Raw genomic sequence first — 22,521 nt, 5'->3', positions numbered from 1 at the left:
ACTATAAAATTTAACCCAATGAGAAAAACAGCACTTAGCTTGGCTCTTTTTGCCGCTTTTTTAGCGAATGCCCAGTCTATAAAAACCACCATTGATCTCGTCAATGTAAAAGACGATAAAGTAGCCGTTACCATGGAGTTTCCAAAAATGAAATCCGGTGACATCAAGTTTCATTTTCCAAAGACCGTTCCGGGTACTTATTCGGAAGATGATTACGGAAGATTTATAGAAGGGATCAAATTTTATGACAACAAAGGAAAGGAACTTACCTATTCTAAAGTGGATGATAATACCTATTCACTAAAGAACGCTCAAAATTTAAATAAGATCACCTATCTGGTTAACGACAGTTTTGATGATGAAATGGATACTTCAAAGCATAAAGCTGTATTCTCACCTTCAGGGACCGATATTGAACAGGGAAAAATCTTTATGATCAATACCCATGGATTTATTGGATATATCGATAATATGCAGGATGTTCCCTATCAGCTGGTAATCCAAAAGCCTACTGATTTCTATGGAACTACCGCTTTAGTAGATCAGGATAAATCTGAATCTACAGATACTTTTACGCTGGCTAATTATGCTAAGGTAACTGATTCTCCACTGATGTATACCAAACCGGACTATATTACCTTCAATGCCGGTGGAATGGAGCTGGTATTGGGAGTGTATTCTCCAACAGGAAAATATAAAGCTGCCGATTTTAAGGAAAATCTGGAAAAAATGGTCATTGCCCAGAAAAAATTCCTGGGAGATATGAACACGAATAAAAAGTACGCTATCATGCTTTATCTTTCCGGAGGTGGCGGCCCGAAAATTAAAGGTTTTGGAGCTTTGGAACACCATGAATCAACGAGTGTGGTACTTCCTGAAATGATGCCGAAAGATGCCATCGACAAAACTATTACCGATGTAGTATCTCACGAGTTCTTCCATACTGTGAATCCTTTGAAAACCCATTCTGAAGAGATCCACTATTTCAATTATGCAGATCCTAAAATGTCTCAGCATCTGTGGATGTATGAAGGAGGTACTGAATATTTTGCCAATTTATTCCAGATCCAGGAAGGGCTGATCACAAAAGATGAGTTTTTACAGAGAATTAACGAAAAAATCACCAACTCAAAGAATTATGATGATACCATGCCGTTTACGGTCATGAGTAAAAATGTACTGAAAGCACCTTATAAGGATCAGTACAGAAATGTTTATGAGAAAGGAGCCCTTCTGGCCATGTGTCTGGATATTGAGCTGAGAAAACTTTCCAACGGAGAGATGGGCTATCGTGATATGATCAGAAAGTTATCTCAGAGATTTGGAGAGAACAAACCTTTCAAAGATGATAAATTAATTGATGAACTGGTAACGGTAACCGGATACCCTCAAGTGAAAGACTTTTATAATAAATATATCGCTGGCAACCAGCCCACCCCTTATGCTGAATATCTGAGCCAGATAGGTGTAGAATTACAGAAACAAGAGACTCCTCCTATTTTCTGGTTTGTGAAAGATCCTAACCAAACCGGATACGATGAGAAAAACAATGCTTTTGTATTTGATGAAAGCTCTGCCCTATCCCCTTTTGCTACAAGTATCGGATTTAAAATCACTGATCAGGTTCTTGCGTTAGACGGCAAAACAATTAACGTTCAGAATATGCAGGACTTCATTAATTATGCTAAAACAGTCAAGGAAGGACAAAATGTTACCGTGACTGTTTTACGAGGTAATGGAGAAAAGAAAGAGAAAGTAGAATTGAAAGGAAAAGCGATTCTGGATAAACTGACGATGGAAATGCTTAAATACAAAGCCAATCCTAGTCCGGCAGAACTGAAACTGCAAAACCAATGGTTAACAGGTAAAAAATAAATAGAAAAGCGAGGAAAATATTCCTCGCTTTTTTTGTCTGAAGATAGATTAATCTTTGTAAAAATCATCTCTATACCTATTCTTTTATGGCTGCTGAGATGGCTTCGCTTACCATGACAGCATATTATTTCTATTTAGATCTTTTTTATAGTTATTCTGAAAGTACTTCCTTTTCCCACCTCAGTCTGGGAGATTTTAATATCTCCGTTATGGTACTCATGTATTACTCTTCTCGCTAGTGACAATCCCAGTCCCCACCCTCTTTTTTTGGTAGAATATCCAGGTTTAAAAGCATTTCTGGCCTGTTGTTTTGTCATTCCGCTTCCGTTGTCTTTCACTTCCACCAGGATACTTTTATTTCTTTCAAAAACGGACATGGTAATTGATCCTTCCCCTTTCATAGCATCTACTGCATTTTTCACCAGATTTTCTATCACCCAGCTCATCAGAATTTTATTGTGAGGAACCAAAACCGTGTAATTAGGCAGCTGTAGGGTAAAATTAACTTTCCTGGAAATCCTGGTTTTCAAATAATCATAATTTACCTGAATCGTTTCATTGAAATTCATATCATTCAGCTCCGGAATGGAACCTATTTTTGAAAACCTTTCAGAGATCGTTCTGAGCCTTTCGATATCTTTTTCTATCTCGTGTACCCCTTCTGAATCCGGATTTTCAAGCTTCATGATCTCCATCCATCCAATCATAGATGATAAGGGAGTGCCGATCTGGTGAGCTGTTTCTTTGGCCAATCCAGCCCAAAGATATCCTTCATCTGTTTTTTTTATCGTCCTGAAAAACCAGAAAGAGAAACCAAAATATAAGAGAATAAATAATCCTAAAATATAAGGTGAATAACGAAGGTTATTAAGCAGTCGTGAATTGTCATAATAGACAAACTGGTTATTTCCATCAGGCACTTTGATTTCTATAGGATCATAGTTTTTCTCCATATTCCTGATGAGATCCTGCAGTTTCTCGGGATCTTTTATGGTATTTTCAGGAATATTTCTGTAATATCCCAGATCAAGGATGGCATTTTTATTTTTATCAGTGACTATAAACGGAATGGTGTTGTTGATATTCAAAATCTCCGGTAAAAGATCCAGAACATCGGTATCTGGAGTTTTCACTTCCTGCTGGATCCGTATTGCCTTAGAAAGAAGGCTGATCCTTTTAATTTCTTCTTTTCTGAGGAAATTGATCAATGAGGTAGATGCCACTACAATGCCTACCACTAAGGCGGTCATTACAACAAAAATAATCCAGTTATTCAGCCTGGTTAATATGGATTTTCTCAAAGCTTTTTTATTTTAAAACATTCAGAATTTTCTGCAGCTCTGTACTTCCACTTCCCTGATAGTTGTTGATAATAATTGAAAACACGTATTTCTTTCCGTCTTTAGCGGTATGATATCCTGCAAAGGATTTGGTATCTCTCATGGTTCCGCTTTTCATTTTCATTCCGTTCTCCTGAACAGGAAAGCCATCCTGATAAGCTTCGAACCAGGATTGTTTTTTAGCATATAACAACGCCTGTACCTCTGCTTTTGCCGCCACATAATTCTGGGGAGAAAGTCCGCTGCCATCAGCAAAATTAATCATATTCGGATTAATTCCTTTTGACTTCCAGAATTCCTTCAGATAGGCTACACCGCTTTTAAAACTTGGGTTTCCTTTTTTCTCTTTCCCTAAGGTTTTAATTAAAGTTTCCCCATAAAGATTGACACTTTTTCTTAAAAACCAATACACAATTTTATCCAGCGTCGGAGACTGGTAAGTTAGGATAATATTATTTTTCGGAGCTTCCAATGCCTTCTTTCCGTCCATTTCAAGCTGAGAATTGGTGACCGCCTTTCCGGAGAGCTCAATTCCGGCTTCTTTAAGCCATTGTTTTGCTTCCATAGCCAGTTGCAAAGGAGGATTAGGAGTAGAACCTGAAACGGTGACCGTTTTACCACCCGGAAGCATTCCGTTGATTAAGGCAACATCAGAATGAGGAGCTGTAAAGATCAGACTCTGATCCGAGCTTCCCCCAGTTTTTAGGTCATTCAGCCATTTTACACCTTCCAGGGGATAGGAAAAGCTTTTAAAATCTGTCCCATTGATATTGATATCAAACTGATTTTCCCTCCAGTTGATCCCCCAAACTCCGGCTCCATAATAATTTCCAAGGTCATCCCAGGGCCATCCTCCGGGGATGGTCTGATGGTCAAAATAAGAATCATCTATGACCAGATCACCAGATATTTTTGTAATTCCGGAATTTTTAATGGCTTCAATTAATTTCTTTTTAAAGCTTTCTGGTTTATAGGCATCATACCGCCAGCTTCCCAAAGTAGGATCACCATTGGAGCTGATGAAAAGGTTTCCATTCAAATTCCCTCCGGATATACTTCCGGAATAACTGGAAGTAGTGGTATAGGTATAATTTTTACCTAAAGTTTCCAAAGCTGCTGCTGCTGTAAAAATTTTCTGTGTGGAAGCAGTTGAAAGTCCTTTATTCCCTTGATATTCATATATAAAATTCCCATTATCATCTGAGACATAAAATGACAGACCGGAAGCAATGGTTCCTGAAGAGTCCATAAGGTCTTTGGTTGCTTTATCTAATTTCTGGGCTATATTCTGAGCAGAAATAACCTGTACAGAAAGGGTGAGAACTGCAAGTGTTTTTCTCATTGCATTGTTGTTTTTACTCTAAACTTTATTAAGATGTCTCAATCACGGGGCTCAATCATAATATTGGCTGGCTGAACCGGACTAAAACATTTTTATTCATTCAAAATTCTAATCAAATATACTTAAAATAAAAGCTTCTCATATTCTTTGAGATCATGGTGTCCGAAAAGGATCTGGTGGTCATGGGATTTTTCAAATGACCGATCGTATTTAAAATATTTCTCATAATCATCTTCGTCTATGAAGCTATCCATCTGACAGGCTTTTATATAATTTGTCTTTTCTCCATAATCTTCAATAAAGACTTGAGATTCAGTCCACGGTTCCTGATGACAACGAAGGCAGGATCTTTGGTGAACAGCCTTATGTCCACATATTTCACAGTGCTGTAAATTTTCAAATAATGCTGAAACCGGATTTTGCATATCCGGTGGAAATACCTGTAACGGAATAGTTTTTAAAAGCAGATAATAATTGGGTTCCTGCCAGGAAAAAGAAATACCTTCCGTCCCGTAAACCGGTTCTTCTGTATACAAACATAATTTCTGAAGATCATATTCAATATCCGCTTTTACAATATCCTTTATATTAAGAAGTGTTTTGCTGTTTGATCTGACGTTCAGTTCTTCGTCAATTTCAATAACCGGTTTCTGGGTAAGGTAATGGCTCAGGCATAACGTAGTCTCCCATGAATTCACACTTCTTTTCTTTCCTTCATTTCCGCAGATCTCACAGGTTTCCATAGAAAGCGCAGCATATTTTTGAGTAATATTTTTAACGACCGTATTCAGTTCCTTATCTTCAGAATATGTGTAGCAACGGAGTTCTCCATATTTTTCTTTGCCAAAAATATCTTTTTCAATATTCCAGCCTCCAATGGCAAATTCAAACAGCATCTGCCTGATCAGCTCATTCCAACCAGTGCTGTTCACCTCAAAATTTTTCAGATTACGTTCTATGAAAGCATTGATCAATTCCTGTTTCATGACAGTCTGCTTCCCGATTCTATTTCATAAGGTTCTTTATCTTTTTCAAAAATTCTGGTCAGCTCACTTCCTTCAACGGTAATGGTATCTCCGATTCTTCTGATCCAGTTTCCTTCTCTAAGCCCTACTACTTTATTATCATTCTGGGTAAGAAATTCTTTGATTCTGGTTTCTCTGGTTTCTCCGTTGTGTTTCAAATCCGGATTCGGATCAAGATAATGAGGGTTAAGATTGAACGGAACAAGCCCCATACAGTCGAAACTTGAAGGATAAACAATCGGCATATCATTCGTGGTTTTCATGTTTTGCCCACCAATATTACTTCCGGCACTGCATCCCAGATAAGCTTTACCACCTGTTACGTTGTCTTTTAAAACAGTCATCAGGCCTTCTTCATGTAATGTTTTAACCAATAAGAATGTATTTCCTCCGCCTGTAAAATAACCTTTCGCCTGATCCAGAGCCCCGGCTTTATCTTCAAATTCATGAAGACCTTTTACTTTAATATTGATAGTTTCAAAGAAAGAACGGGCTTTCGCAGTGTACTCATCATGAGAAATACCACCGGGTCTTGCAAAAGGAATAAAAACAATTTCATCAATTCCTTTATATAATTGGATTAATTCTTCTCTTAAATATTCCAGATATTCTCCACCGAAAATGGTAGATGTTGAAGCTAATATGATATTCATACGGGGAAATTATATTGATTATTAAAAAAATACTGAACTACAAAGATAAACTCAAACCACAACGAATCAAAAATTAAACTAAAAAAAACATGAATCCCGTTAATATTTTCTAAAAAAACTTAAAGCTTCTAAAATTTGAGCTTTTATGGAATTATTATTGAATTTTAGAAGGTAGAATTTTAAATATAAGAATATGAAAACGGCTAAAGTTAATATTAAAAATCTATTTTTAGGTTTAATCCTTGTAGGAGGTGCAAGTTTTGTAAATGCACAAACTACTCAAACGGATAGTGCAAACAATACAGCTAACACAGCTGCTACAAGTCAAACGGGTAACCCTACGATTGAGGGTCTTAAAAAACAAATTGAAGCCAATCCAAAGGATACGGAATCATTATCAAAACTGGCTGCGGCCTATCAGGATGCTTCAGACTGGACCAATGCAATTGATACCTGGAAAAAAATCTCTGCTTTATTACCGGATTGGGCACCATCTTATTACAGCCAGGCCTATGCTTATCAGTCTGCTAAGGACGATGCCAATGCAAAACTTGCTTATGAAAAGTATATTGCCACTGTAAAACCTGAAGAAGTAGAGCAAAATAAGAAAAATCTGGCCTATGCCTATTTTTATATCGCTTTTGCAGAACAGCAAAGTGATCCCAACAAAGCAAAAGAACATATTGCTAAATCTATACAATATGATCCTACCAATCAGGATGCTATAAAACTTAGCAAAACTTTAAACTCATAATAATAAAAAAACCGGAAAATTTTCCGGTTTTTTTTATTTCTTATCCTCTAATTTTTTCACCTGTCTCTTGTAATTGGGAGCTATGAATTATCTCACCAAAATATCCGATCTGTCATCTAAAATATGGTATCTGAAATCTTGGTTCTTGGTTCTTGGTTCTTGGTTCTTGGCTCTTGATTCTTACCATTCTCCCTACTCAACCCTTTTTCCAAAAAAATCTGTTTCCCCATGCAGATGCCTGATAATTTTTTCAATATTACGTTGAATACCGGCTTCAGTTTTCAAATTATTAATATAGCGGATCAGCTCATGCTGTCTTGAAGGAATCAGTTTTTCAAAATTGGCTGTAGCCAGTTTACTATCGCTGATCGCCTGTTCCAACCGGGGATGTATCGTAATACTTCTGTCGGAATCATCATATTCCAATGTCACTTCAATGGTTTCGCCTATTCTTTTCGGAGAGTTTTTCAGCATTAGTAAATTCACATACAGTCTCCATTCCCCTACATATTTCATCAGGTTCTGCTTAAATTCTTTACCGTTCACCGTTCCTTTCACGGGAATCGGGCTCTTATTCTTTTCCGAATCTTCAAAAATCTGCTCCAAAATTTCATCCGGAACAAAAACAAAAGGATTAATCCCTATGATATCCAGTGTTGCTGTAAAATGTTTGTTTTTCATGGAATAACAAATGTAGGCTGATTTTGTAAAATGTACAATGTTATTTGTACAAAGTATAATGTATAATGTATGATGTACAATGTATAGTGTTGGATTTGGTGGGTGGTAGAATACTTTATCAATATTATAATTTCTGTAACCTTTAACATGCTTCCCTCAAACACTCCCACTCTAAAACCCACTCCGAACCGCACTCATATCCAGACTCTCGCATCTGACATCCCGAACCACAGACCTCGTAACTCAAAATTCATATTCAAGAACTCAATTAATTCCCCTATCTTTGCAGAAGTAAATCTATTTAATTTAACGAAATGAAATTTTTTATTGACACAGCTAATTTAGAGCAAATCAAAGAAGCTAAAGATCTTGGTATTTTGGATGGTGTAACTACCAATCCTTCATTAATGGCTAAAGAAGGAATCCAGGGAGCTGAAGCAATCAAAAACCATTACAAAACGATCTGCGAACTTGTAGACGGGGATATTTCTGCAGAAGTACTTTCTACAACTTATGAAGAAATGATCAAAGAAGGAGACGAATTGGCTGCTATTCACCCCAATATCGTAGTAAAGATCCCAATGATCAAAGACGGTATCAAAGCGTTAAAATATTTTTCTGACAAAGGAATCAAAACTAACTGTACTTTGATTTTTTCTGCAGGACAGGCTCTTTTGGCAGCAAAAGCAGGAGCTACTTATGTTTCTCCGTTCTTAGGAAGATTAGATGACATCTCTACAGATGGATTAAACCTTATCCAGGAGATCAGACTTATTTTTGATAATTATATGTTTGACACTGAAATCCTTGCAGCTTCTATCCGTCACTCAATGCATATCATTGACTGTGCTAAAATTGGAGCTGATGTAATCACATCTCCACTTCCTCCAATCTTGAGCTTGTTAAAACACCCATTAACAGACAGCGGACTAGCTCAGTTTATTGCAGATTCTCAGAAATTAGCATAAAATTGACCCAATCTAAAATATAAAAATCCCGGAACAATGTTCCGGGATTTTATTTTTATAATAGCTGGTTTATTTCAACAGATCAATCTCAAGAATATTATTTTCCTTCTGTATATCATTCCTTCGTTTTATTTCTTTATCCCTTTTTTCTGAATCAGAGGTCTTTGTTGCTTTTCCCGAAGCATCCATTTCCATGATAACCACTCCTTGAGCCAGCATCTGTCTTTCGCTTTTCATAGGATCGGCACGATACTCTTTATAAGCTTTTCTATACTTCTCCTCGTTCAGTGTAATGATAGGGTTAAACCTATGTTTATCTTTAGTACTCTGCCACTCATATCCTGGCGGAAGCTTTTTATTTCCTTTTAATTCAAATGAATGGGTATGGGTATCATCTTCAAGCTTTACAATTAACCCCGGAAGTCCGTGAAATTTATAGGGTCCATCCTGAATGGGAAGATCTGTGGTAAACCAGGCGGTCCATTTTCTACCGATAAAGTCACAGACTGCTTTCTGAACACTAAATTCTCCTATTTTTGTTTTATCTGAAAGGATGCTCCATTGCTGTTTTCTTCCATCCTTTACCATATATTCGTCAGCAACCAGGTTATTGAAAAAAATCACGGAATAATCTGGATACATCTTTTCAACACTATACCGTATTTTACCTTTATATTGAATACCTGAAAGATTTAATTCTTTACTTCCGGCCTTAAACTGTTTTTCCATAGTTGCAGCAATGAGAGAATCTGTTTCAAAGGTATCTTTACTGTAAAATTTTGAACCTTTTGGAACAACATCCAGCAGCATCATCTCCGTTTCCGGTTGGTCCTTGGCAGTAGAATCAGTAACATACCGATACTCATAAATGAATCTCTGATTCTGTGCATGGGCTGTGATGCTTAACAGCAGGATCAATAAGGTGGTTAGTTTTTTCATTATTAATTATTTTGTAGATATCATCTTATTTTTTCTTCAGAAATATTTTTCACTACTTTGCAGGGATTTCCTACAGCGACCACATTTTCAGGAATATCTTTAGTCACTACACTTCCTGCTCCTATTACGGAATTGTCCCCTATCCTGACTCCGGGCAGAACAACCACATTTCCTCCCAACCAGACATTATTTCCTACGGTAATGGGATGCGCATATTCCAATCCTTCATTTCTCTGCTTTACATCAAGTGGATGGCCAGCAGTATAGAAACTGCAATTGGGGCCAATAAAAACATGATCTCCAAAGCTTACTTTAGCACAATCTAAAATAACAAGGTTATGATTGGCATAAAAATCTTCTCCCACTTCAATATTGTATCCGTAGTCACACCAAAAAACAGGTTCTATACAAATGTTTTCCTTTGTACTTCCAATAATTCTTCTGATGAGCCTGCTTCTGTTTTCAGCGTCAGAGTTTTTCAATTCATTATATTCCTGACACAAGTCTTTACATGCGATACGTTCACGGATCAATTCCTTATCATAGTTCGCATCATATAAAAGTCCGGCTGCACATTTTTCCTTTTCTGTCATAAGATGGTAAGTTGAAAATTTATTTTTTGCTTAGAAGATAAGAATATTTGCATTAATAATAAAAAGTGCTTAAAAAACACCCCAAATTTATGGTAATAACGATTGGTTTTTGGCTGCTTCCTGTTATCTAAAAAAACAAAACAGAACGCCAATGACATTCTGTTTTTAATAATAAATGATATAATTTTAATTCACCATATCCGGTTCAATCGGATTGTTATCTTTTTGAAGGGATTCCTTTGTTCTTTTTTCCATTTCCCGGAAAACCTGATTGGGATCAGAAATTTCTTTTCCATCAGAGGTTTTCACTTTAAAAGAAAACTTAGTATTAGTGTCTCCCCCATTTTTCATCATCATTTCCCTCATATTTTTAGTAGGATCATTCACATAGGCTTTCCATGCTTTTTTAAACTGATCTTTCGTTACTTCAATTTCTTTTCCAAATCCTAATATCTTTACGTTCTCAGGAACTTGCATATCTTTTTCAGCATCAACAGATTTTACCGTTTTATTGCCAACCAGGGTCATACTGTGAGATCCCGTAGCATCTTCTACCTTAACAATCAGTCCTGGCAGTCCGTAAAATTTATAGGGTCCATCCTGAAAAGGAAGATCTGTACTAAACCAGGCGGTCCATTCTCTTCCGCCAAAGCTTGTGGTAGCTTTCTGGGCATTATATTCTCCAATCTTCTGTTTATCAGACAGTATTTTCCATTCCGGTTTTTTATCTTCCTTGACCTTATATCTGTCTGTAGAGATATTTTTGAAGAGAAAGGTCTTAAAATCCGGATATTCTTTAGTTACCTTATAAGAAACCTGTCCCGGTTTTTCCCTCCTGTTGACACTTATATTACCTCCTCCGGACTTCAGCTGTCTTTCAAGTTCGGCTCTTCCTATAGAGTCTGCTACAAATTTATCCTGGCTGTAATAGTTTGATCCTTTTTTATCAATATCCAGCAACATCATTTCTTTTTTCACCTCTTCCTTATGATTGGAATCGGGGATAAATTTATATTCGTAAAAAAACCTATTGGTTTGGGCACTGGTCAATATCCCCAGTAACATAAAGAATAGAATTTTATTTTTCATAATGATGAGTCAGTAAAAAAGCTTTGCCAATACCAACATTGACAAAGCTTGATGAAACTTTATTTCTTGGTCTGAATTCTTATTTCGTTCTTCGTGCCTTTAGCTTTGTTTTCTTTGAAAACAGTAACACTTGCAATACTTTCAGGTTTCAAGGCATCCGCTTCTTCTTTGGATACTTCTCTGCCGTCTATATAGTATGTCACATTATCCCATCCGCTTACTTTGAATCTTTTAATCCCATTCATAGCAATGTTCCCGTCGCCGTCTTTTTTAATATAATCCGCCTGCATTACCATTACTCTAGGAGCATTACTTACTGAAGTGAAGCTTATTTTTCTGAAGTTCTTTACATTTTCTGAAGCTGCTTTTTCAGCTTCAATTCTTGCCTTCTCTCCTTCCTTTCTGGCTATTTCGATCCCCCTTCTTGCATTTTCGTGTTCCAATCTCGCTTTATCAGATTCTATTCTGGCTTTATCACTTTCTTTTCTTGCCTTCTCACTTTCCTTCATGGCATTTTTAGCCTCTTCCATTGCCTTTTTGGCCTCCTTCATTGCTTTACGAACTGCAGCTTTCTCTTTTGGTCCCAAGTCTTTATAGAATACCGTTTTATTATTTTTAGAATAAATCACAGTAGGGCTTTTAGGCTCACCTGGAGGAGTTGGTTCTACCAAGGGTTCAGGTATTTCAATTTCCATATTTTCAAGTGCTTCCATTTGGTTTTTCCATTCAGGAGATTTGAAATATTCTTCTGTATCTTTAAGAGCTTTTTGATCAGCAATCTTACTTATTTCTGAAGCCAGTAAGTTTATTTCTTCAATTTTTTTATTAAAATCTTTACTTCCAGGCTTCAGTTTATCCAGCTCCTTTCCTTTTTCGTCAATCTTTTTTTGAATTTGAGATAATTTTTTATCATCATCAGAATCATTCCCTTTTATTTCCTGGATTTTTTTCTGTTCAGTTTCTCCAGGCCTTACCGTATCCTTTTGGATCTGTAAAACAGCATTTTTAATAGAAACATTCGTTTCTTCAATTTCTTTATTTTTAGCATTCACCATATAGGCAAAAGCCACTGAAAATAAAACCGGTAATGCAAAAATTCTTCGCGCATACCCGAATTTGGTGTTAGGTTTTTGTAACATTTTAAGTCTTTTTTTAAGGTTTGAACTTAGAAACGGACTGGTGGCAGGCAACTGTGTTCCGGAAAAGTGGCTTGCTAAAAGCATCTGCGCAAATGCTTTCGTGTCCGAATGTTTTACGGCTTTTTTATCAGCCAGATATTCATGGATTAGATTAATTTCTCTTTTGATAAGGTGAAAAAATGGATTGAACCATAAAACAGAGGTTATCACTTCAATAAAGATCTTATCAAATGAATGCTTCTGCTCAATATGTACCATTTCATGTTTTAAAATTTGTTCTCCAACATCAGAATTCAAGGTGATTGTATTCTTCCAGAAAAGGTTTTTAAAATATGAAAACGGGGCTTCTGTCAGGTCTGTACGGTAAAAATTAATACCATCAAAACTCTCTTTCTGAAACTGTTTTTTAAACTGCTGGATCTTAAAAATCCCATAGCTCAGCTTCCCTACAAAATAGAGAGAAACCAGTCCCAGAGCTGAAAAAATAATGTTAAAATAAATGTGACCATGGTCTATGTTTTTTGCTGTGTTAAAATTCTGAATCTTATCAAGAAGCATATACATATCATTATTTACTTCTATTGTAAAATCGTCTATCCTGATCAAAGGCAGCAATAATGAGATGAGTATTGCCGACAACAGGTAAAATCTGTTATAATGATGAAATGTCTTGTCTTTTAAAGACAACTGATAATACAAAAACATTACACCAGAACATAAAATTACTTTTCCAAAGTACAGAAGTAGTGTTTCCATGATTGTTAGTTTTTCTTTTTCAATTCATCTAATAACATTTCAAGGTCCTGAACGGTCATTTCATTTTTTTCTACCAGAAACGAAACGGCACTTTTGTAAGAACCTTTAAAATAATTCTTGACAAGGCTCTTCATTGTTTTCCCTGAATATTGCTCTTTAGAAACCAACGGATAATATTCATGCTGCCTTCCATGCACATCATAGTCTACAAATTCTTTTTCTTTCAATACTTTCAAGATCGTAGAAACTGTATTGGTATGTGGTTTTGGCTCAGGAAAAAGATCAAGAATATCTTTAAGGAATCCTTTTTCTATTTTCCATAAATACTGCATTACCTGTTCTTCTGCTTTTGTTAAAGTTTGAATTTTCATATCCTTTTCATTTATCATTAAGGTGATATAGTATCCATGCATTCTATATCACTAAGAAATTAGTTATACAAATGTAGAGATAAAATTGAATCTAACAACTATTTTTTTAGTGATAAGACAAGTAAATACATTAACAATCTGATAATCAATCAAATAAATTTACATTAAATATATTGAATTTTTAATAGCCACAAATTATCGGCTATATAATCATCAGAAAAGAAGGGATTTCACCTTTAAATTCTTAAAACTTTAAATCAAATACAGTATTATATGTATTCATTTTAAATAATTTGTTTAAAAATTTCATGTGACGATTTTATCACAAAAGAATTGAAGCTTTGTTATAATAATATAGGTTAAAATTCAAAAATAAAATCCCTACTTAGCATTTTTAATCAAGGCAAATCAGAATTTTTTTTATTTGTAAGTTAATATTTTTATATTTGAATATTAACCAACTAACCATGGAATTAATTAAACGCATACAAGCGCTAAAAGAGAAAGCATTAGCTGTCATGATAAGTTCTATAGCGAGTGTATCTCATATGGATGCTAAAGATGTAAAAGTCTTTGATCTGAACAATAATCTTAAAGAGATTGATGAAGAAAATAAAAAAGTTTTAAAACCCAAATTGGTTTTAAAATTAAATTTTTCTCCAAATGGTGTGCATACAGCATCCATGCATACTTCACATAGATCACATTCATCTCATAGATCGCATTCTTCTCATTCATCGCATTATTCTTCCAGCTATAGTGGTTCAAGTAGTTCTTCTTACACGCCTTCTTATACTCCGTCACCTAGCACCTATTATACACCAATACCACCTGCTCCTAAAAGGTCTTATACTCCAACAACAATCTACAATAGTAGTAGTAGTAGTAGTAGTAGTAGTAGTAGTGAGAGTCGTTCATCAAATAAAATAAAAAAAACAAAAACAGGTACAACAAATTATAGTGATTCAAGTATATCTTCACTCTATGATAATACCTATTCTACATTTGACAAGTATTACTTAGGAAGTCGAGTACTTTATAAAGGTTTAGAGGGAAATGATGTTGAAGAATTACAAAAAAAGCTAAAGATACTGGGATTTAATGTAATCATTTCTGGTTATTTTGGTGATAAAACCGAAGAAGCTGTCATGAAATTTCAGAAAAATAATGAATTGAAACCTGACGGAAAAGTCGGCTATAAAACTATCGAGATTATTAATAGTAGATTATGAAAGAAATAAAGTTTGAAGACTCAGTATTGGCTTTTTCGATAGACAAGTCTTTATATAGTGAATCAGTTATCTATAAATGCTTTTATTGGTATCTTAATGATTATAGTTTTGAATTAAATGATAACGGAACCTTTTATCGGATTATTTTGAAAAATAAAAAATCCATCAGTTTTGATGAAGAAGAATTAATTTTTAGAATTAAGAATGATTTAGCAGACTATAAACTAAGGGAGATCATTAATCAGGAAACTCAAAATATTAAAGAATTGATTATTGTAAAAGCCTTATCAAATTACGAAGAAGAAAAAATAATTTTAACAAATGTTAGTAACCCTATTGGAGTTGGTCCTCATTCAACCTAGTTCATATGTTAACAACTAAAAAACTAACGAGGAAATTTAATGACAAAAGCTATTACTCTGAGACCATTAGCCAATACTTTCTCCTACCATTTCGTTTTTTAAAGATCAATGAAAGCCATGAAGTTTTAGTTAATGATATTGGAGATTTTGTACTTGTACCTATTGGGACTACCAAAAAAATTGTCAACAAAGTTTTCTTAAAGTCTGAGAATATCGATTTGTATTATGATTTAATTTCAAATTTTATCATCTCAGAATCTGAAAAACCAGAGCTTCTACCAGTCATTGAAGCCAGATATCGTACTAAAAAATCATTTTTAGACAACTTTACTTCCCTACATATTTTTGTAGTGACATTAAGATGTGAACATACCTGCCACTATTGTCAGGTCTCACGTGTTACGGAAAACAAAGATCAATTTGACATGTCCTTTTCTAATATTGATGAAGGTATAAGTTTGATGATGCAGTCTCCTAATCAACATGTTACAATGGAGTTCCAGGGCGGAGAAGCTTTGTTAGCTTTTGATAAAATTGAATATGCTGTAAATGTTGTAATGGAAAAAGCAAAGGAATACAACAAAAAAGTAACTTTTGTAATCTGCACAAATTTAGCTCCCATTACAGATAAGATGATCGATTTCATAAAAAAGAATGATATTTTAATATCGACATCGCTTGATGGCCCTGAATTTATACATAATAAAAACAGACGTCGCCCTGGTAACAATAGCTATGAAATAACAATTGATGGTATCAATAAATGTAAGGCTAAATTAGGAAACGATAAAGTTTCTGCACTAATGACAACAACTGCACTCTCTTTACAATATCCGGAAGAAATTATTGACGAATATATCAAACAAGGCTTTGAAAATGTTTTCTTACGCCCCATAAGTCCTTATGGTTTCGCAAAATATAACCCGAAAAAAAACCATTATTTCATTGAAGAATTTTTAGACTTTTACAAAAAGGGACTAAACTATATTTTAGAGCTCAATAAAAATGGACAGTATATAGTTGAAGACTACGCATCAATAATATTAAAGAAGATTTTCACGCCTTTTCCAGTTGGATATGTTGATCTCCAATCACCAGCCGGACTAATTAACAGCGTCATAGTATTTAATTATGATGGATATATTTACGCAACTGATGAAGCAAGAATGTTAGCAGAAAATAAAGATTACTCATTTCAATTAGGAAAGCTAGGAATCAACAGCTACAATGAAATATTCTATGGTGATCTTTCTCTTCAGATATCAGATGTTTTCAGTAATGAATCTCTTGCAGGGTGTAGTGAATGTGCATTTCAAACCTATTGCGGAGCTGATCCTGTTCTCAATCATGCTACTCAAGGTGATATGTATGGTTTTCGTCCTTCCAGTATATTTTGTAAGAAGAACATGGAAATAATTCGTTACTTATTTGACTTAATGGTAAAGGACAAGAATAATGAAAGAATTTTTAAAAGTTGGATCACAGGTTATAATCTATGATATTAAAGACAAAAGGTAAACCAATAAATCTAAATGATATTATTGTCGGAAGAATAAATAAATCAGGAATTACAGAAGAAAACTCTATTGTGATTTTGCAAGATGATCTTTGTGAGAATTTGCAAACAACATCCAATTGTCTTGCTGTCATCACTGAAAATGACTACACATCTAACCCAAACCTAAATAAACCTATTATTCATAATGTGAAAACATTACAACATTTAGAGGAAGGTGATATTGTTCTTTTGAATACGGATGGTGTAATTAATACATTGTTCAGAATTAATTCGCCACATAATTTTATGTTTTTTACTGAGCAATGCAACAGTAATTGTCTAATGTGTTCACAGCCACCTAAAAACAAGGATGATTCAAAATATTTTTATGAAGTCAATTCTAGGTTAATCCCTTTAATTCCAAAGGATTGTTCCGAGCTGGGAATAACCGGAGGTGAACCAACTTTATTAGGTGATTATTTTTATTCCTTATTAGATCAATTAAAAAAACATTTACCAAATACCAATTTGCCTTGTCTCACCAATGGCAGGTCATTTGCCTGGCAAAATATTACTGACAGAACAGTCAGTATCAATAATCCAAATCTGATCTTATGCATACCTATATATGCAGATATTCCTGAAATACATGATTATGTTGTACAGGCAAAAGATGCTTTTCATCAAACTGTTTTGGGAATTTATAATTTAGCACGCTATGATATTCGAATTGAGCTAAGAATTGTTTTACACAAAATCACAATTCCTCGCTTACTAAAACTAGCTGAATTCATATATAAGAATATGCCTTTTGTGGAACATATAGCTCTTATGGGGTTAGAAATTGAAGGTTATACACCATATAATATTGATAAACTTTGGATTGATCCATATGAATATCAGGATATACTAAAAGATACAGTATATTATTTGTATACTTTTGGAATGAATATATCGATATATAATATTCCATTATGTTTATTACCAAAAGAATTATGGCCTTTTTCCCGAAAGTCTATATCTGATTGGAAAAATATATATCATGATGAATGCTCAAAGTGCGCCGAATTGTTAAATTGTGGTGGATTTTTTAAATCCAGTATTAAGAAAAGTAGTGCTTATATAAAAGCATTCTAACATAGTTATCTTATAGAAGTTTTTCAATAAATTTTACATATTTTTTTTACAAAATCCATAATATTTATTTTTATAGACATAAATTCAATTTCATTGTGGCTTTCACTAACTAAATATTAAATTAATCCTTCATTGGATAAATAAAAGATTATAGTATTTAGATTTAATAATTTAAAGATAAATGATAAACATGAATTTTATTGTTATTAATAAATTTCATCACAAAAATCACATTAATTAAGAGGTTAAAAACACCATTTATACAAAAATGAACAATTTACATTGTAGATTTGTTAAAATTTATTAAATAAAATTAAAATGGATTTGTCTAAACCGGGAAATTATATTTATTTTAGTGCTTTAAAAATTTCTCATGAAAAGATATAATTTATTGATTGTACTATTACTGCTTATTTTTAACGTTACAACAGCACAAAAGAAGAACTCTCCGGCTGCCGATCTCAGCATATTAAAGGAAACAAAATCAAAAATTGAAGCTACTGTTCCGTTGGTCGTTCAGCACCTTCAGAACATTGCTACCAAAGAAAGCGATAATAATATTGTCACAAACGGAAAAATTGCCGTGGGTAAAGAATATAAAATTTTGGAATCTGAATGGTTTTTATACAGAAACAACATGAAAAACTGTATTCTTAATAATTCTTCCAAGAAAGCTAAAAAATGTATGGAGTATCACACTCAATACCTGAGAAATACATTAATCAATTACAATAACTATATTACAAACCTTACCAAAAAGAATGGATATTTAGGTGTGGAAGGGGATACAAAATTTGATTTTAAACCTGCAGAAATTGCTACAAAACTAAGTGAAGCCTATTTTAATGCTAATGATGCTGCCGGAAGAATGAAAGCAGATCAGAAAAGAGAATTTTTAGATCAGACCATGTCTGATGATAATAAGCTAAGCCCTTATGCTCAATTAGCTCCATAATATAGAGGTAAATAAAAAACAAAAGAGAATCACAAATGTGGTTCTCTTTTTTATTTGAAGTAAAAAATCTCCGCCAAGCAGTTTTGTGGTACTAATCATAAAACCGTGGGGAAAAAGTAGAAAATGAGGCGGAGATTAATTTTCTTTCACAAACCCTGTAATCAGCTGTCCTAATTCTGATTATTCAGAGCTCTTACAAAAATAGCCTTATGTCTCTTACAAGTGAAAGGATCAATGTAGAATTAAATAATAATAAATGTAGAAGTAATACTACTTTTTTATAGAAATAGATATGAAAATAAAAACCTCCAACCCCAAACAACAGGTATCCCTGATTGACATTTAAGGCGAAATCCCAATCTCATTCATAAAACAACTTTATGAAAATCAATGCTTTACAATAAAAACTCCTCCAACTATCACTCTCAACTCTAAATTCCTCACCTATTTCCACCAGTGATAGTAGTTATGAAGTCCGTCATATTCAAATCCGCAACGTGGGTAAAGGGTATTTCCGATATCATTGGTTTTCTCTGTTTCAAGCATCAGCCCACATGCACCGGTCTCTTCACACCATTGTTTGCTGCGGTCGATTAACGCTACAGAAAGACCTTTCCCTCTATAATCAGGATGTACAAACAGATCACTCAGCAGCCACTGTTTCTGTAATTTGGTATAATGAAAAAGCTTATAAAGCTGAACAAATCCTACGGCTTTTCCATCAGCCATAGCAAGAAACAGGTCTGATTCACTGTTTAAAAACCTTTCTTTTAAAAAGGCTTTTCCTTTTTCCAAATCTGATTCCTGTCTGTAAAAAATACGGTAAAGATTAAACAGTTCTGCTGTTTCATTTAGATCCTCAAGACCCGCTTTTTTAATTGTGTAATTCATCGTTATATTTATTTGTATTAACGATGCAAAAGTATCTTTAAATAAGAAGGGTTTTATCCTCCAGATTAAAGCTATATAGCTAGGCCAGCATAAAGTTCGTTCGTTGTAATCCAACCTATTTTCCGCAAGTTCTGGATTTTATATCTATGGATAACATTGGATCTTTGCTATATATAACAAAATCATGACAGATATTATTCAAAAAATCAACAATACAGACTGGCACGCCATTACCGAAGCCATGCACCAAAACGGATATGCTATTATTTCTGATCTTTTATCGGATGAAGATTGTGAGATGTTGAAATCAAATTACCACCATTCAGAATCATACCGTAAAACCGTTGTTATGGCCCGGCACCGCTTTGGCTTAGGAGAGTATAAATATTTTAATTATCCTCTGCCCGAATTGATTCAAATCATTCGCACCGGTCTGTATCCCCATCTGGCTTCTATTGCCAATTCCTGGTTTAAAGCTTTACATATGGATACGTCATTTCCATCAGAACATGCTGAATTTCTAAAACAATGTCACATTCATGGCCAGCAGAAAGCAACTGTTTTAATTTTAAAATATGAAAAAGGAGGTTTCAACACGTTACACCAGGATCTGTATGGAGACCTGTATTTTCCTATTCAGGTTGTTGCCCAGCTCAGCGAACCTGAAAAAGATTTTACCGGAGGGGAATTTGTACTAACCCAGCAGGTCCCCAGAGCACAATCAAAAGCAATTGTTTTAAAACCCAGGAAAGGCGATCTGCTTATTTTCACGACCAATTTCAAGCCCGAAAAAGGAACAAAAGGCTATTACAGAATTAATATGAAACATGGAGTAAGCGAAGTAAAGGAGGGAAACCGATACGCCCTGGGTATCATTTTCCATGATGCAGTAAGCTAAATTAATCTGAATGCTGGAACACCGTAGTATCGGAAGCCGGAAGTCATGACTTCGAGCTTCCTGTACTACTTCTCTTCTAATCTCTAACCTCTTGCCAAAAAATGATACAACATACCCTAATATCAGCTCCTATACTAAGAAGCAAAATCCGATCGCTGGAAATTCGTTTTGCCGGAAATAAAAACCTGAAAATCTATGGTTTACTCCAGTGTAGATCTGGGAAAAGAATGAAAAGAGAAAACAGAGTCTTCTTTGCAACGGAACAGGAAGCACTGCAAAATAATTTCCGCCCTTGTGGACACTGTATGAAAAATGAATATAAAAAATGGAAAGAGAAACATATGAGCTCTAAAGGGTGAGTAGAAAACCTTATATTGAATGTTGTACCAATCTATACACACCAATAAGATAAGCATTTGAGAGAATTTGTTTTTTTATTGAACCGACTAAAGTCCGTTCCTATTCAATATATCCTATAGAGTTCTTAGTTGATGTGGGCAGATAAAGAATAAAAAAAGAGAAGCAATCATGATTGCTTCTCTCATTGAGTAGCGGGAACCGGACTCGAACCGATGACCTTCGGGTTATGAGCCCGACGAGCTACCTACTGCTCCATCCCGCGGTGTATTTTTAGAGTGCCTACCGAAAGCACTTACTTAGTAGCGGGAACCGGACTCGAACCGATGACCTTCGGGTTATGAGCCCGACGAGCTACCTACTGCTCCATCCCGCGGTGTATTTTTAGAGTGCCTACCGAAGGCACTTACTTAGTAGCGGGAACCGGACTCGAACCGATGACCTTCGGGTTATGAGCCCGACGAGCTACCTACTGCTCCATCCCGCGGTGTATTTTTAGAGTGTCTACCGAAAACACTTACTTAGTAGCGGGAACCGGACTCGAACCGATGACCTTCGGGTTATGAGCCCGACGAGCTACCTACTGCTCCATCCCGCGGTGTATTTTTAGAGTGCTTACCGAAAGCACTAAACTTAGTAGCGGGAACCGGACTCGAACCGATGACCTTCGGGTTATGAGCCCGACGAGCTACCTACTGCTCCATCCCGCGATATTGGATTGCAAATGTACGACTTTTTTTTAAAAATCCTAATTTTTCTTTTAAATAAAGGACTTTTATGAAAACTATTTTATTATTTGTATCTTTGTTTTATGGCAAAAATACTAAAAATCTACCCGGATAATCCTCAGGAAAATCTTGTAAACGAGGTTATTAAAACACTCAATAACGGAGGGCTTATTATCTATCCTTCGGATACAATTTATGCGTTAGGCTGTAATATTTTTGATATAAAAGCCATGGAAAAACTGGCCCAATTGAAAAAAATGAAGCTGGAAAAGGCAAAATTTTCAATAATATGTAATGATCTCAGCCATCTTTCTGACTTTACAAGACCTATTGACACCTCCATATTCAGGTTTCTGAAAAGTCACCTGCCAGGACCTTTTACGTTTATCCTTGAAGCCAATAAAAGTTTACCTTTAGCTTATAAAGGACACAAAACAATTGGTATCCGTGTTCCGGATCATCCGATTCCGCAGCTTATTGTTGAAAAATTAGGACATCCAATTGCTTCAACCTCTATAAGGGATGATGATGAAATTATTGAATACTCTACAGATCCTGAACTGATTGCTGAAAAATACGACCATCTTGTAGATATTGTCATTGACTCGGGATATGGTGATAATGTAGCTTCTACCATTGTAGATCTTACTTCAGGAGAACCGGAAATCATCCGTCAGGGGAAAGGAATATTATAGCCCGTTTCAACACCTGAGATATCACGTCTTGACAGAATATTCCATAAGAATACGGCCATATTTGCATTTTTGCCTTCGTATCGTTATGATTACCTGTTCTGCTTTGCCGCTTATCTATTGGAAAATTTTTGCCCTATTGTATTAAGAAAAACATTCAAACTTTAAGATTCTGTTCAATGCCATTGCACTATTAACTTTATTTCTGTGATGGCCCTGAATTTATGGATTAAAAAAACTTATCTG

General features: G+C 34.9%; 22 protein-coding genes and 5 tRNA genes. 11 read left to right on the top strand and 16 right to left on the bottom strand.

Going from position 1 to position 22,521, the window contains the following annotated elements; translation table 11 throughout:
* The first annotated feature begins 18 nt into the window (after positions 1 to 18).
* Positions 19 to 1,875, top strand: a complete 1,857-nt coding sequence (locus JML65_RS03760; protein ID WP_202269953.1) for a PDZ domain-containing protein — start codon at positions 19 to 21, stop codon at positions 1,873 to 1,875.
* A 134-nt stretch (positions 1,876 to 2,009) separates the two neighbouring features.
* On the opposite strand, the gene JML65_RS03755 is transcribed toward JML65_RS03760, so the two are convergent.
* From JML65_RS03755 to pepE, 4 genes are all read right to left on the bottom strand, one after another.
* A complete protein-coding gene (locus JML65_RS03755; RefSeq protein WP_237390774.1) occupies positions 2,010 to 3,176 on the bottom strand; it encodes a sensor histidine kinase in 1,167 nt (388 codons plus the stop codon).
* A gap of 7 nt (positions 3,177 to 3,183) precedes the next feature.
* Complete coding sequence (gene dacB / locus JML65_RS03750) at positions 3,184 to 4,557, bottom strand: D-alanyl-D-alanine carboxypeptidase/D-alanyl-D-alanine-endopeptidase (RefSeq protein ID WP_047491198.1); 1,374 nt, start codon at positions 4,555 to 4,557, stop codon at positions 3,184 to 3,186.
* Positions 4,558 to 4,679: 122 nt separating this feature from the next.
* On the bottom strand, positions 4,680 to 5,543 hold the full coding sequence (locus JML65_RS03745; protein WP_202269952.1) for a hypothetical protein: 864 nt from the start codon (positions 5,541 to 5,543) through the stop codon (positions 4,680 to 4,682).
* Positions 5,540 to 6,235: a dipeptidase PepE gene (pepE, locus tag JML65_RS03740; RefSeq protein ID WP_202269951.1), complete on the bottom strand. Its 696-nt coding sequence runs from the start codon at positions 6,233 to 6,235 to the stop codon at positions 5,540 to 5,542. Before pepE ends, JML65_RS03745 begins: the two co-directional genes overlap by 4 nt.
* 193 nt (positions 6,236 to 6,428) lie before the next feature.
* On the opposite strand from pepE, the gene JML65_RS03735 reads away from it, so the two are divergent.
* On the top strand, positions 6,429 to 6,989 hold the full coding sequence (locus tag JML65_RS03735; RefSeq protein ID WP_202269950.1) for a tetratricopeptide repeat protein: 561 nt from the start codon (positions 6,429 to 6,431) through the stop codon (positions 6,987 to 6,989).
* 192 nt (positions 6,990 to 7,181) lie between these two features.
* Here JML65_RS03735 and JML65_RS03730 read toward each other — a convergent pair whose 3' ends face one another.
* On the bottom strand, positions 7,182 to 7,670 hold the full coding sequence (locus JML65_RS03730) for a YdeI/OmpD-associated family protein (RefSeq protein WP_084083741.1): 489 nt from the start codon (positions 7,668 to 7,670) through the stop codon (positions 7,182 to 7,184).
* A gap of 314 nt (positions 7,671 to 7,984) precedes the next feature.
* Here JML65_RS03730 and fsa point away from each other — a divergent pair, with 314 nt between their 5' ends.
* Positions 7,985 to 8,638 carry a fructose-6-phosphate aldolase gene (gene fsa / locus JML65_RS03725; RefSeq protein ID WP_047491216.1) on the top strand — a complete coding sequence of 218 codons (654 nt, stop codon included), beginning with the start codon at positions 7,985 to 7,987 and terminating at the stop codon, positions 8,636 to 8,638.
* 69 nt (positions 8,639 to 8,707) lie between these two features.
* Here fsa and JML65_RS03720 read toward each other — a convergent pair whose 3' ends face one another.
* The 5 genes from JML65_RS03720 to JML65_RS03700 form a co-directional block, all read right to left on the bottom strand.
* Positions 8,708 to 9,577, bottom strand: coding sequence for a GLPGLI family protein (locus tag JML65_RS03720; RefSeq protein ID WP_202269949.1), 870 nt, complete (start codon positions 9,575 to 9,577; stop codon positions 8,708 to 8,710).
* 20 nt (positions 9,578 to 9,597) lie between these two features.
* The gene (locus tag JML65_RS03715) at positions 9,598 to 10,170 is read right to left on the bottom strand and encodes a sugar O-acetyltransferase (protein WP_202269948.1); all 573 of its coding nucleotides are present in this window, start codon (positions 10,168 to 10,170) and stop codon (positions 9,598 to 9,600) included.
* A gap of 186 nt (positions 10,171 to 10,356) precedes the next feature.
* Complete coding sequence (locus tag JML65_RS03710; RefSeq protein ID WP_202269947.1) at positions 10,357 to 11,259, bottom strand: GLPGLI family protein; 903 nt, start codon at positions 11,257 to 11,259, stop codon at positions 10,357 to 10,359.
* Between the two features lie 59 nt (positions 11,260 to 11,318).
* Positions 11,319 to 13,154: a M56 family metallopeptidase gene (locus tag JML65_RS03705; protein ID WP_202269946.1), complete on the bottom strand. Its 1,836-nt coding sequence runs from the start codon at positions 13,152 to 13,154 to the stop codon at positions 11,319 to 11,321.
* Positions 13,155 to 13,159: 5 nt separating this feature from the next.
* A complete protein-coding gene (locus JML65_RS03700; protein WP_047491271.1) occupies positions 13,160 to 13,525 on the bottom strand; it encodes a BlaI/MecI/CopY family transcriptional regulator in 366 nt (121 codons plus the stop codon).
* A 467-nt stretch (positions 13,526 to 13,992) separates the two neighbouring features.
* On the opposite strand from JML65_RS03700, the gene JML65_RS03695 reads away from it, so the two are divergent.
* The 5 genes from JML65_RS03695 (at position 13,993) to JML65_RS03675 (ending at position 18,709) form a co-directional block, all read left to right on the top strand.
* Positions 13,993 to 14,757 carry a peptidoglycan-binding domain-containing protein gene (locus JML65_RS03695; protein ID WP_202269945.1) on the top strand — a complete coding sequence of 255 codons (765 nt, stop codon included), beginning with the start codon at positions 13,993 to 13,995 and terminating at the stop codon, positions 14,755 to 14,757.
* Positions 14,754 to 15,119, top strand: coding sequence for a His-Xaa-Ser system protein HxsD (gene hxsD / locus JML65_RS03690; protein ID WP_047491230.1), 366 nt, complete (start codon positions 14,754 to 14,756; stop codon positions 15,117 to 15,119). The genes JML65_RS03695 and hxsD overlap by 4 nt, the downstream gene beginning before the upstream one ends.
* A gap of 5 nt (positions 15,120 to 15,124) precedes the next feature.
* Positions 15,125 to 16,618 (top strand): His-Xaa-Ser system radical SAM maturase HxsB, encoded by a 1,494-nt coding sequence (gene hxsB / locus JML65_RS03685; protein ID WP_202269944.1) that lies wholly within the window; start codon positions 15,125 to 15,127, stop codon positions 16,616 to 16,618.
* The gene (hxsC, locus tag JML65_RS03680; protein WP_047491233.1) at positions 16,615 to 17,754 is read left to right on the top strand and encodes a His-Xaa-Ser system radical SAM maturase HxsC; all 1,140 of its coding nucleotides are present in this window, start codon (positions 16,615 to 16,617) and stop codon (positions 17,752 to 17,754) included. The genes hxsB and hxsC overlap by 4 nt, the downstream gene beginning before the upstream one ends.
* Positions 17,755 to 18,127: 373 nt before the next feature.
* Positions 18,128 to 18,709, top strand: a complete 582-nt coding sequence (locus JML65_RS03675; protein WP_047491236.1) for a hypothetical protein — start codon at positions 18,128 to 18,130, stop codon at positions 18,707 to 18,709.
* 444 nt (positions 18,710 to 19,153) lie between these two features.
* Here the strand turns inward: JML65_RS03675 and JML65_RS03670 are convergent, their stop codons facing one another.
* Positions 19,154 to 19,600, bottom strand: a complete 447-nt coding sequence (locus JML65_RS03670; protein ID WP_115920750.1) for a GNAT family N-acetyltransferase — start codon at positions 19,598 to 19,600, stop codon at positions 19,154 to 19,156.
* Positions 19,601 to 19,784: 184 nt separating this feature from the next.
* Between JML65_RS03670 and JML65_RS03665 the strand changes: the two genes are divergently transcribed.
* Positions 19,785 to 20,498: a 2OG-Fe(II) oxygenase gene (locus tag JML65_RS03665; protein ID WP_202269943.1), complete on the top strand. Its 714-nt coding sequence runs from the start codon at positions 19,785 to 19,787 to the stop codon at positions 20,496 to 20,498.
* Positions 20,499 to 20,599: 101 nt separating this feature from the next.
* Positions 20,600 to 20,857, top strand: coding sequence for an Ada metal-binding domain-containing protein (locus JML65_RS03660; RefSeq protein WP_047491241.1), 258 nt, complete (start codon positions 20,600 to 20,602; stop codon positions 20,855 to 20,857).
* A gap of 190 nt (positions 20,858 to 21,047) precedes the next feature.
* On the opposite strand, the gene JML65_RS03655 is transcribed toward JML65_RS03660, so the two are convergent.
* The 5 genes from JML65_RS03655 to JML65_RS03635 all read right to left on the bottom strand — a co-directional run bounded on the left by JML65_RS03655 (position 21,048) and on the right by JML65_RS03635 (position 21,565).
* A tRNA-Met gene (locus JML65_RS03655) sits at positions 21,048 to 21,120 on the bottom strand.
* Positions 21,121 to 21,158: 38 nt separating this feature from the next.
* Positions 21,159 to 21,231, bottom strand: a tRNA-Met gene (locus JML65_RS03650).
* A gap of 38 nt (positions 21,232 to 21,269) precedes the next feature.
* Positions 21,270 to 21,342 (bottom strand) — tRNA-Met (locus JML65_RS03645).
* A gap of 38 nt (positions 21,343 to 21,380) precedes the next feature.
* Positions 21,381 to 21,453: transfer RNA gene (locus tag JML65_RS03640), tRNA-Met, on the bottom strand.
* A 39-nt stretch (positions 21,454 to 21,492) separates the two neighbouring features.
* Positions 21,493 to 21,565 (bottom strand) — tRNA-Met (locus JML65_RS03635).
* Positions 21,566 to 21,666: 101 nt separating this feature from the next.
* Between JML65_RS03635 and JML65_RS03630 the strand changes: the two genes are divergently transcribed.
* On the top strand, positions 21,667 to 22,278 hold the full coding sequence (locus tag JML65_RS03630) for an L-threonylcarbamoyladenylate synthase (protein WP_202269942.1): 612 nt from the start codon (positions 21,667 to 21,669) through the stop codon (positions 22,276 to 22,278).
* Positions 22,279 to 22,521 lie beyond the last annotated feature (243 nt).

Source organism: Chryseobacterium sp. KMC2 (assembly GCF_016756935.1).
Classification (GTDB): Bacteria; Bacteroidota; Bacteroidia; order Flavobacteriales; family Weeksellaceae; genus Chryseobacterium; species Chryseobacterium rhizosphaerae.
The sequence above is the reverse complement of the archived record's forward strand: the minus strand, read 5'-3'. Positions and strand labels throughout refer to the sequence as shown.

Coding starts and splice junctions, on each gene's coding strand:
- JML65_RS03665 (WP_202269943.1), top strand. CDS start 19,785: ATGACAGATATTATTCAAAAAATCAACAATACAGACTGGCACGCCATT.
- JML65_RS03745 (WP_202269952.1), bottom strand. CDS start 5,543: ATGAAACAGGAATTGATCAATGCTTTCATAGAACGTAATCTGAAAAAT.
- JML65_RS03700 (WP_047491271.1), bottom strand. CDS start 13,525: ATGAAAATTCAAACTTTAACAAAAGCAGAAGAACAGGTAATGCAGTAT.
- JML65_RS03720 (WP_202269949.1), bottom strand. CDS start 9,577: ATGAAAAAACTAACCACCTTATTGATCCTGCTGTTAAGCATCACAGCC.
- JML65_RS03630 (WP_202269942.1), top strand. CDS start 21,667: ATGGCAAAAATACTAAAAATCTACCCGGATAATCCTCAGGAAAATCTT.
- hxsC (WP_047491233.1), top strand. CDS start 16,615: ATGATATTAAAGACAAAAGGTAAACCAATAAATCTAAATGATATTATT.
- dacB (WP_047491198.1), bottom strand. CDS start 4,557: ATGAGAAAAACACTTGCAGTTCTCACCCTTTCTGTACAGGTTATTTCT.
- JML65_RS03760 (WP_202269953.1), top strand. CDS start 19: ATGAGAAAAACAGCACTTAGCTTGGCTCTTTTTGCCGCTTTTTTAGCG.
- JML65_RS03675 (WP_047491236.1), top strand. CDS start 18,128: ATGAAAAGATATAATTTATTGATTGTACTATTACTGCTTATTTTTAAC.
- pepE (WP_202269951.1), bottom strand. CDS start 6,235: ATGAATATCATATTAGCTTCAACATCTACCATTTTCGGTGGAGAATAT.
- JML65_RS03660 (WP_047491241.1), top strand. CDS start 20,600: ATGATACAACATACCCTAATATCAGCTCCTATACTAAGAAGCAAAATC.
- hxsD (WP_047491230.1), top strand. CDS start 14,754: ATGAAAGAAATAAAGTTTGAAGACTCAGTATTGGCTTTTTCGATAGAC.
- JML65_RS03730 (WP_084083741.1), bottom strand. CDS start 7,670: ATGAAAAACAAACATTTTACAGCAACACTGGATATCATAGGGATTAAT.
- JML65_RS03695 (WP_202269945.1), top strand. CDS start 13,993: ATGGAATTAATTAAACGCATACAAGCGCTAAAAGAGAAAGCATTAGCT.
- JML65_RS03705 (WP_202269946.1), bottom strand. CDS start 13,154: ATGGAAACACTACTTCTGTACTTTGGAAAAGTAATTTTATGTTCTGGT.
- JML65_RS03715 (WP_202269948.1), bottom strand. CDS start 10,170: ATGACAGAAAAGGAAAAATGTGCAGCCGGACTTTTATATGATGCGAAC.
- hxsB (WP_202269944.1), top strand. CDS start 15,125: ATGTTAACAACTAAAAAACTAACGAGGAAATTTAATGACAAAAGCTAT.
- JML65_RS03710 (WP_202269947.1), bottom strand. CDS start 11,259: ATGAAAAATAAAATTCTATTCTTTATGTTACTGGGGATATTGACCAGT.
- JML65_RS03670 (WP_115920750.1), bottom strand. CDS start 19,600: ATGAATTACACAATTAAAAAAGCGGGTCTTGAGGATCTAAATGAAACA.
- JML65_RS03735 (WP_202269950.1), top strand. CDS start 6,429: ATGAAAACGGCTAAAGTTAATATTAAAAATCTATTTTTAGGTTTAATC.
- fsa (WP_047491216.1), top strand. CDS start 7,985: ATGAAATTTTTTATTGACACAGCTAATTTAGAGCAAATCAAAGAAGCT.